Source organism: Pantoea sp. BAV 3049 (genome assembly GCF_009765445.1).
In the GTDB taxonomy this organism is placed as follows: domain Bacteria; phylum Pseudomonadota; class Gammaproteobacteria; order Enterobacterales; family Enterobacteriaceae; genus Erwinia.
The window spans coordinates 480,520-481,636 of the sequence record NZ_WHOY01000031.1 but is presented as its reverse complement, the minus strand read 5'-3'; the positions used below and the strand labels follow the sequence as shown (position 1 = coordinate 481,636).

General features: G+C 57.3%; 1 protein-coding gene. It reads left to right on the top strand.

Annotated elements, in window-relative coordinates; all coding sequences use genetic code 11:
• Nucleotides 1–1,117 (top strand): conjugal transfer protein TraG N-terminal domain-containing protein (locus tag GSQ70_RS03085; RefSeq protein ID WP_199257216.1); only part of this gene is annotated, 1,117 nt, incomplete at both ends.

Here is a 1,117-nt window from a genome sequence, read left to right as displayed (position 1 = left end):
TGATTCCGGCTGGAAGAGCGTGATGTGGATTGCGGAGGTGCTGGGTATTCTGACGTGCATCTATACCTACCTCAAAAGCCACGATCTGCGCGTGATGTTCTACTGGGCGTTCACCTTTGTCATCGTCACCGCGCTGCTGCTGACGCCAAAGGTGACGGTGGTGGTAAACGACCTGACCGCCCCGGACACCATCGGGCGCGTGGATAACGTCCCGCTGGGGCTTGCCGCGCCGCTGTGGATTGTCACCGGCACGGGTTATACCATCGCCACCACCTACGAAAACTTTTTCCACTTTCCGGATGAGCGCACCTACACCAAAACCGGGATGATGTTTGCCTCCAAGCTGATGCAGGACAGCTTTACCATCGCAGGCCGGGATCCGGTGGTGGCGGTTAATATGGTGGCCTACACCAAAAACTGCGTGGTGCCGGATATCATGCTCAACCACAAGTACAGCATGCAGGACGTGATGGAGTCGGCAGAGGTGCAGTCGGTCATCTTCAGCAGGCCCAGCCCAATGCGCGGTATCTTCTGGCGGGACGCGTCCGGCAATACCTTTATGTACTGCCGTGATGCTGCGCCGAAGCTGAAGAACCTGCTGGCCATTCAGGGGACGCCTGAGAGCAGCACATTCATGTACCACGCCGCGCGAATGCTGCCGGGGACGACCTCGCCGGCAACGGCTTATGCCAGCCAGCTGGAGGGAAGCTATAACTACTTCTTCAGCAGCAGCCAGTCGGCCAAAAACATCATACTGCAGAACGTGGCCGTTGCAGGGCTGCGCAGGGGGCTGAACAGCTACGTGAAGGGCATGAACGACACCGCATCGATGGTCGATATTGCCTCCGAACAGTCGCTGATGAAGCTGCGTCTGTCCCATGCGGTCAGCTATGCCATCGCCACCGAGGTACTGCCACAGCTGCACACGGTTCTTCTGCTGTTCTGCGTGTGCATCTTCCCGGTGATGGTGCTGGCACTGTTCGTACGGGAGATCTCAATGACCGTATGCAAAAACTACCTGAACTTTATGGGCAGCCTGATGCTCTGGCCGGTGATGTTTGCCATCTTCAACTTTGCGGTTAACTTTGGCACACAGGGCAGCTTTAACGCTACCGGT